Origin of the sequence: Kocuria atrinae C3-8 (genome assembly GCF_000286355.1) — a bacterium.
Lineage (GTDB): Bacteria > Actinomycetota > Actinomycetes > Actinomycetales > Micrococcaceae > Kocuria > Kocuria atrinae_A.
Genome location: NZ_AJXN01000025.1, coordinates 21952 through 30428 on the forward strand (window position 1 = coordinate 21952; position 8477 = coordinate 30428).

Annotated in this window: 6 protein-coding genes and 3 pseudogenes; 8 read left to right on the forward strand and 1 reads right to left on the reverse strand. The window is 65.3% G+C overall.

What is annotated here, in order from left to right:
- Positions 1-7: 7 nt before the first annotated feature.
- Positions 8-403, reverse strand: a complete 396-nt coding sequence (locus YO9_RS0103435) for a PepSY domain-containing protein (RefSeq protein WP_016996246.1) — start codon at positions 401-403, stop codon at positions 8-10.
- Positions 404-872: 469 nt separating this feature from the next.
- Between YO9_RS0103435 and YO9_RS0103440 the strand changes: the two genes are divergently transcribed.
- The 8 genes and pseudogenes from YO9_RS0103440 to YO9_RS0103475 form a co-directional block, all read left to right on the forward strand.
- Positions 873-1694, forward strand: coding sequence for an FhaA domain-containing protein (locus YO9_RS0103440; RefSeq protein ID WP_016996247.1), 822 nt, complete (start codon positions 873-875; stop codon positions 1692-1694).
- A 1-nt stretch (position 1695) separates the two neighbouring features.
- Complete coding sequence (locus tag YO9_RS0103445; RefSeq protein WP_016996248.1) at positions 1696-2214, forward strand: FHA domain-containing protein FhaB/FipA; 519 nt, start codon at positions 1696-1698, stop codon at positions 2212-2214.
- A 3-nt stretch (positions 2215-2217) separates the two neighbouring features.
- On the forward strand, positions 2218-3762 hold the full coding sequence (locus YO9_RS0103450; RefSeq protein WP_016996249.1) for a PP2C family protein-serine/threonine phosphatase: 1545 nt from the start codon (positions 2218-2220) through the stop codon (positions 3760-3762).
- Positions 3759-5374 (forward strand): annotated as a pseudogene (locus YO9_RS0103455) (FtsW/RodA/SpoVE family cell cycle protein). Before YO9_RS0103450 ends, YO9_RS0103455 begins: the two are co-directional and overlap by 4 nt.
- The gene (locus YO9_RS0103460) at positions 5371-6816 is read left to right on the forward strand and encodes a peptidoglycan D,D-transpeptidase FtsI family protein (RefSeq protein WP_016996250.1); all 1446 of its coding nucleotides are present in this window, start codon (positions 5371-5373) and stop codon (positions 6814-6816) included. The pseudogene YO9_RS0103455 and the gene YO9_RS0103460 overlap by 4 nt, the downstream one beginning before the upstream one ends.
- A gap of 65 nt (positions 6817-6881) precedes the next feature.
- Positions 6882-7990, forward strand: a pseudogene (locus YO9_RS0103465) (serine/threonine-protein kinase).
- A complete protein-coding gene (locus tag YO9_RS21305) occupies positions 7944-8234 on the forward strand; it encodes a PASTA domain-containing protein (RefSeq protein ID WP_031272599.1) in 291 nt (96 codons plus the stop codon). Before YO9_RS0103465 ends, YO9_RS21305 begins: the two are co-directional and overlap by 47 nt.
- Positions 8231-8477: pseudogene (locus YO9_RS0103475) on the forward strand (hypothetical protein); the annotation flags it as partial. The gene YO9_RS21305 and the pseudogene YO9_RS0103475, both read left to right, overlap by 4 nt.

Sequence of the window (8477 nt, forward strand, 5' to 3'; positions counted from 1 at the left end):
CCACGGGTCAGTTGTCGGAACGAACCGATCCTTCGCCCGCGTCCACGTAGTAGGTGGCGTCGCGGTCGTCGATGTCCAGCTCGACTTCCCAGTTGAGGGTTCCGTTGTCCTCGTCCAAGGAGGCATCGTCGAGCAACACGGTGCCGTCCTGGGATGAGGCCTCTTCGAAGACACGCTTGATGGCCTCGTCGATCGAGATGGAAGCCTGGCCCAGCTCGTCCAGGTCGTCCTGGTCCGCGGCGCCGTCCTCCCGCTCGTTGGTAATGTTCTCGCCGGCGCCGTCCACCGTGACGTCGTGCTTGGTGTCGTTCTGGATGACCTCGACCTCGAAGAGGTTCTCCCGGCGGTCGTAATCAATGTCCGCCACGTCACCGCCCTCGTACTTGGCCAGGACCGTCTCCACCGCTGCCAAGGAGGCGGCTTCGCCACCGTCCTCATCGCTTGCGGCGGCCGAACCCGAGGGGTCCTCGCTGGAGGCGGAGGCCTGACCATCACTGGGATCGTCGGTGATCTCGGCGGTGGACTCGTTCTCGGGAGCCGCGGCCGTGGTTTCAGCCGGCGCTTCGGCGGCGGGCTCACTGTTGTCGCCTCCGCAGCCGGTCAGCAGCAGGCGCCGATCACAGCGGAGGAACTCAGGGTCAGAATTTTCTCAGTCTGCTTCATGCCTCTATTCTTCCGCTTACCCGCGAGTTTCCGCGGATTTGTTCGGGCACTTCGCTCGGGATGAAATCCTCTGACCGGCACCCCGTGACTTTCACCGGCTACTCAGCCACGGTGTCTACTATTCTGGGGACTACTCACCGTCAAACGCCTACCTCCCCCGGTCGGCGCGCACACGACAACGCCACGGGTTGGCGCGGAAGGAGGCGGCAGTGGGTTTTTGGACCGGTTTGGAAAGCGGTATCGAAAAGGCCGTTCGCACCGCTTTCACCGCGGGTTCCCGCAAGCGAGTAGAAGCAGTGGAGATCGCCAGCGCTCTGCGCCGTGAACTCGATCAGGAATCATTCACCATCTCCGCGGGCCGCACCATGGCCCCCAATGTTTTCACCGTGCAGTTCTCGGACGAGGACTTCCCGCGCGCCCAGGAATGGGGCACCCAACTGGCCGAGGAATTGTGCGATGTGATCATCCGTCACGCACGCTCCCAGGCTTACACGTTGCAGGGCGCCGTCCGCGTGAGCTTCATCCGCAATCCCGATCTCGAGGCCGGCGAGTTCCACATCCTCTCGTCCTCCGAACGCACCGAACCCGGCGCCGCGTCGGCCGGAAGTTCCGCGGGAGCGGCGTCGGCGTCGGTACGAGCCCCGGAACCTCCGCCCGCCCCGCGTCAGGAACCTCGCCCGGCCCCGTTCGACGCCGCACCAAGCCCGGCCCACGAGCCGCACCAGGCCGTCGAGTACGTTCCGGTGATCGAAGTCAGCGGTGAACGTTTCTCGCTGAACGCCCCCGCCGTGAGCGTGGGCCGTTCCACCGAAGCGGATATCACCGTGGAGGACACGGGAGTCTCCCGCAAGCACCTGGAAATCCGGCGGCAAGGTCAGCACTATGTGGCCGTGGACCTGGGCTCCACCAATGGCTCCTACGTCGACGGTGAACGAGTGCAGGGTCGTGCCGAGCTGGTCAACGGATCCGTGATTACCATGGGGCGAACCCGTTTGGTGTTCCGGTTGCTAATCCCCAAGGAAGGGCGCTGACGTGTCTGAGCTGACCATCACGCTGCTGCGCTTTGGGTTTTTGGCGTTGCTGTGGATCTTTATTTTTGCCGTCATCGCATCCCAGTCGCGCGATCTCGCGGTGGGCAACAAGGCCCGCGCCGCGGTGGAGAGCGCACGGAACAAGCGCAATGCCGCGCGCAAGGATCGCCCCGCCAAGCAGCCCGCGGCCAACGGTTCCGGCCCCACGACCACCGGCGGCACCCGGCACCGCCCGCAGAACCTCATGATCATCGAGGGGCCACTGGCCGGCAGCAGTTTCCAGCTCGGATCCGCGCCCGTTCTACTCGGCCGCTCCAACGAGGCCACGGTGCCGCTCGAGGACGATTACGCCTCTGGACGCCACGCCCGCCTGTTCCCCCAGGGTTCCCGCTGGTTCCTCGAGGACCTGGGCTCCACCAACGGCACGTTCGTGCAGGGCGAGAAACTCACCCGCGCGGCACCCGTTGAACCGGGCATTCAGTTCCGAGTGGGGCGTACCGTCATGGAACTGAGGCCCTAGCTCATGCCCATTGCTTTCCGTTTCGCCGCGCGCTCGGACGTCGGCCGGATTCGTTCCAAGAACGACGACTCAGCGTACGCGGGTCGTTACATGGCCGTGGTCGCGGACGGCATGGGTGGCCACGTGGGCGGCGACGTCGCTTCCGCATCTGCCGTCATCGACCTCACCCACCTGGACCACCCCGGTCACGAGGGCGAAGCCGAAACGGTTCTGGCGGACGAGATCCAGAACGCGAACCAGAACCTCGCCAAGTTGGTCCAGACCAATCCCCGCTTGGGCGGCATGGGCACCACGGTGACCTCCCTGCTGATCGACGGGGATTCCATCTCCGTGGCGCACATCGGCGATTCCCGCGCGTACCGCTGGTCCGAGGACGAAGGCTTCAGCCAGGTCACCACGGACCACACCTTTGTGCAGCGCCTCATCGACGAAGGCCGGTTGCGCCCGGAGGAAGCGGAGAGCCACCCGCACAAGAACGTGCTCATGCGCGTGCTCGGTGACGTGGACGCCTCCCCCGAACTCGAAGTACAAACCATCACCCCCAAGGTGGGGGAACGCTGGCTGCTGTGCTCGGACGGGCTCAACGCCGTGGTGAACGCGCAGACCATCGAATCGATCATGCGCTCGACCGATGATCTCAACCAGATCGTGAACTCCCTGGTGGAGCTCACCCTGGACCGTGGCGCGCCGGACAACGTGACCGTGGTGGTCGCGGAGGTCCAGGAGATTCCGCAGGGTGTCGAACCCGCACCCACCACCGCCGAGACCCAGGGCGCGATCCCTGATGACAGCCGCACCTCGGACGAGCAGTTGGCCGATGAAGAGCTGTGGAACTCGAGCCTGGATTCCCCGGTGGCCGGTGCCGGCTACACCGACAATCACCGCACACCGGCGGAAGCCGAAGAATCCTCGGCCGCCGCGTTGCGTAGGGATCTCTCCGAACGCCCCCACCTGCTGGTGGGTGCCGCGGCCAACGCCACTCAGACGGGTCGCATCCCCACCGTGACCGACTCCGTGGCACAACGCCGCGCCACCCTGTTGCGCACTTCCACGCTGGACGTTCCGTCCGATCCGGACGAGGTCCGGAACGCCCTATTCGGCGAGCGTGGGCAGCGCAAGGGCGGCAAGCGACGTCGTGCGCTGATCATCGGACTGCTGGGCCTGGCGGCGCTCGCGCTGTTGCTGGGCGGCTGGGCCGCCAAGTCCTGGACGTCCTCCCAGTACTACGTGGGCGAGAACGACGGGAAGGTCGCCATTTACAACGGCGTGTCCCAAAGCCTGGGTCCCCTCAGTTTGAGCGAGCTGAACAGCACCACCACCATCACCGTGGACAGCCTGCCCAATTACGTGCAGGAGCGCGTGCGCGGAACCATTCCCGCGGGAAGCCACCAAGAAGCCGAACGCATCGTGAACGAGCTGGCGTCCTCCGGAGATGGCGAGCCCAGCCCGCAGCCCACCGGCCAGGTCAGGGTCATCACGCCCACGCCCGAGGACTCCCGTTCGCCCTCCGCCACCCCTGAAAGCACCAACGGGGGTGATGACTCGTGAGCAATGCTGTAACCAGCGCCCCCGCGAATGCGACCGAGGATCGGGTCACGCCCAAGCCCCGACGCATCACCGAGCTGTTCCTGCTGTTGATCGCCCTGGGCATCGGAATCGGTGCCAACATCCTGGTCGATCCAGATCAGCTCACCGAGGATCCCGTGCGCATCATCACCAGTGGCGCGGTGCTGGCCGGCGGTGGCCTCTTGGTTCACGTGGTGCTGTGGATTCGTGCACGTTACGCCGACCCCTACCTGCTGCCCATTGCCGTGGCGTTGAACGGCCTGGGGCTCGCCATGATCCACCGCATCGACCTCTCGACCGGTCAGACCGCATCCGACACCCAAGTGGTGTGGACGGGTCTGGCCATGGTGGTCGCGTGCGTCGTGCTGTGGTTCCTCAAGGACCACCGCAGGCTGCGCCAGATCACCTACATCAGCCTGGCGCTGTCCGCCCTGCTGCTGCTGTTGCCGATGATCCCCGGCCTGGGCGTGGAGATCAACGGTGCACGGCTGTGGATCTCGGTGGCCGGCCGTACCTTCCAGCCCGGTGAGATCGCCAAGATCACGCTGGCCATCTTCTTTGCCGGTTACCTCTCGACCAACCGCGACCTGATCATGCTGGCCGGGCGCAAGATCGGCCCGGTGCGTCTGCCGCGTTTCAAGGACATCGCGCCGATGTTCGCGGCCTGGTTGATCGCCATCGGCGTGCTGGTGCTGCAGCGCGACCTGGGTACCGCGATCCTCTTCTTCGGCCTGTTCCTGGTCATGATCTACCTGGCCACCGGGCGCATGGGCTGGATCGTCCTGGGTGTCAGCCTCATGCTCGTGGGCGGATTCGTGGCCAGCCGCATCTTCTCCATGTGAGCCTGCGCTTGGATTCCTGGCTCAACGCGTTCGAACCCGAGGTCTACAACCGCTCTCCAGGTGGTTCCGGTCAGATCGTGCAAGGTCTGTTCGGCCTGGCCTCCGGCGGGTTGTTCGGTCAGGGCCTCGGCCAGGGCCGCCCGGACCTGGTCTCGTATGCCAATTCGGACATGATCATCACCGCGTTCGGTGAGGAACTGGGTCTGATCGGGCTCGGAGCCATCCTGTGCTTGTTCCTCCTCTTCGCCACGCGCGGCCTGCGCGCGGCCTTGGGAACCCGTGATCACTTCGGCAAGCTTCTGGCCGCGGGACTCTCCGCGCTCATGATCATCCAGCTGCTGGTGGTCATCGGCGGTGTGACCCGGTTGCTGCCGCTGACGGGTTTGACCACACCGTTCATGTCCGCCGGTGGTTCGTCCTTGCTGTCCAACTGGATCATCACGGCGGTTCTGCTGGCCATCTCCCACACCGCACGCCGCCCCATTCTGACCGGCCCGGCCACGGACGAGGACTACGCCGAGCTCGAGGCCCATGTGAAGGCCACCCGGGAAGACCGGGATCTGGAGGACGACCTCGGAGATTCCGAGCCGACCACGGAGCTGTCCTCCTCGGTCGCGGGCACGCGTGGCCCTCACGACGACGCCGGCACGGCCACAGAGGTCATCTCCCGGATTCGTGGGCGTTCCGGCACCACATCTTCATCGTCATCGCCAGATCAATCGGGTTCGACCTCGGAAGGGGGAACACAGTGAACACTGCCATTCGTCGAGTGTGGTTCGCGTCCGTGGCCATTGTGGTGGTCCTTCTCCTGGCGTTGACCTACGTTCAGTTCTTCGCCGCCAAGTCGCTCGAGGCCAACCCCTGGAACAACCGCGCGCTCTATGACCAGTTCGGCTCGGACCGCGGGTCGATCCTGGTGGGTGGCGAGGAAATCGCCAAGTCCGTTCCCTCCCAGGATGATTTCGAGCACCAGCGCGTGTACGAAAGCTCTCCCCTGTACGCACACCTGACCGGGTACTTCTCCCTGGTCTACGGCGCCACCGGCCTGGAAGCCGCCATGGGTGAACAGCTCTCCGGTGCTTCGGATGAGCAGTTCTACAACCGCGTGGTGTCCCTGTTCTCGGGGAATCAGCCCACCGGTGCTTCCGTGGAACTCACACTCAACCCGGAGCTCCAGCGAGTCGCGCACGACGCGCTGCAAGGTCACAAGGGTTCGATCGTGGCGGTGAACCCGCAGACCGGTGAGATTCTGGCCATGGCTTCGAGCCCCGGCTACGACGCCAACCGTTTGGCTTCCCACAACGCGGACGACGTAGTTGCGGCCGCGGACGAGCTCAACAGCGACCCGGACAAGCCCCTGGAGAACCGCGCGATCGCCGGTGACCTCTACTCGCCGGGTTCCACGTTCAAGATCATCGACACCGTGGCGGCTCTGGAGTCAGGTCAGTACGACACCGATTCCACGCTACCCAACCCCGCGGAGCTGCCGTTGCCCGGTACCACGGTCACGCTGCCCAACTACCGTCAGGGTGGCTGCGCGGCCCGCACCGAGGTGAACCTCGAGTTCGCCCTGGAGCAGTCCTGCAACACACCGTTCGCGTCGATCGCCATGGATCTCGGTCAGGACGCCATCAGTAAGACCGCGGAGAACTTCGGCTACGGACAAGACCTGTCCATCCCGCTGCAGGTGACTCCCTCACTGTTCCCGGAGGACATGAATGACTCCCAGCTCGCTCTGTCCTCGATCGGCCAGTACGACGTGCGCACCACTCCCCTGCAGGTGGCCATGATGTCCGCCGCGATCGCCAATGACGGCGTGATGATGAAGCCCCAGTTGGTGAAGACCGTTCGCTCTTCCGATCTGTCCGTGATCCAGGACTTCGAGGCCGAGCAGCTGCGTCGCTCCACGGACCCGGAAACCGCTCAGACCGTCAAGGACCTCATGGTGCAGGTCGTGAGTGACGGTATTGCCGGTGGCGCCTCCGTTCCCGGTGTGGAAGTGGGCGGCAAAACGGGTACCGCTGAGGTCGGAACCGAAGCAGGATTGAACGACTCGTGGTTCACTGGTTTTGCGCCCGCAAACGACCCCCAGATTGCGGTGGCAGTGGTTATCGAAGATGTGGACGTAACCACCGGTGCACAGTTGACCAGTCCGAGCGCTAAGCAACTCTTTGAGGCGGTGTTGAACCAGTGAGACCATCGTCGAACACCATATTGGGCGGGCGCTACGCACTCACAGAACGTATCGCCATAGGCGGCATGGGAGAGGTCTGGAAAGCCAAGGACCAGGTCCTGGGCCGGATTGTGGCCGTCAAGATCCTCAAGGACGAATACAACGGCGACCCGACCTTCCTGCAGCGTTTCCGTGCGGAGGCTCGTCACACCGCACTGCTCAACCACCCGGGTGTGGCCAACGTCTTCGACTACGGCGAGGACGAGGGTTCCGCGTTCCTGGTCATGGAACTGGTTCCCGGCGATCCGCTCTCCAACGTGATCGATCGGAAGAAGTCGCTCGATCCGGACACCGTTCTGAACTACATCGGTCAAACCGCTCGCGCGCTGGCCGCTGCCCACGCGCAGGGTCTGGTGCACCGCGATGTGAAGCCCGGCAACCTGATCATCACCCGGACAACCGGGTCAAGGTCACGGATTTCGGGATCGCCCGCTTGGCGGATCAGGTTCCCCTCACGGCCACGGGACAGGTCATGGGCACCGCCCAGTACCTGGCACCGGAGCAGGCCACGGGCCAGACCGCCACGGGTTCCTCCGACATCTACTCGCTGGGCATCATCGGCTACGAGCTGCTGGCCGGCAAGCGCCCGTTCACGGGTGAATCGCAGATTGCCATCGCCCTGGCCCAGGTCAACGATCCGCCGCCGCCGCTTCCCGACAGCATTCCGGAACCGATTCGCGCGCTGATCATGTCCATGCTCGCCAAGGATCCCCAGGACCGCCCGGAGAACGCGGGCAAGCTGGCCAACGCCGTGGATGCCCTGCGCCGCCATGACGTGAAGTCCGCCGTGGCCATGGTTCCCGGGATGGCTCAGTTCCTGACCGACCACGAGGGCGATGATCAACCCACCGAGGCCATGTCCCCGGTCCAGGACGATCGCACCCGTCCCATGCCGCGCTCCACGGGTTCGGCCGCCGCTCCCGCGGTCGTCGGATCCGCTGCCGCGGCCAACCGACCGGACCCCAAGTACAGCGCCCACCCCTCGACCGCACAGTTCGACGCCGTGGAGCACCCCGACACCACGGGCAAGGGCGGCTCCGAATCAGCCGGCCGACGCAAGTCCCGTGGCCTGGGTGCTTCCTCTGGTATTGCTCCTGCTGGGCGGCTTGATCTTCGGCCTGTGGGCTCTGGGTAATCGCGATGACGGCGATTCGACCCCGCAGGGCACCGTGACCTCATCGACGGCAAGTCCCAACGCGGAAATGGTCACCCTCCCGTCAAGCATCGTGGGTGAGAACGGTGACGAGGTCGCCAACGAGATCGCTCAGCTCGGCGTGAACGTGGACAAGCGCCTGCAGCAGGGCAGCGGCCAACCGGACGGCACCGTGATCTCTTCGGATCCCGAGGCCGGTACCGAGGTCGAGGTGGGCTCACCGTGATCCTCTACGTGGCGTGGTCCCCCGAGTCCGGTAACAACGGCGGCGGCCAGCAGGATTCGGACGCGCCCGCCCAGGATTCCCCGGCCACGCAGAACCCTGCACCGGAACAGACTCAGGCACCGCAGCCCGCCGAGCCGACCCAGGCTCCCGATGCTCCGGCGGCCACTCAGAACCCCGGTGCTCGCGGTGATTCCCCGGCCAGCCCGGCGGCTGAAGCCGCCGCCGATCCCGCCGACGGCGCGA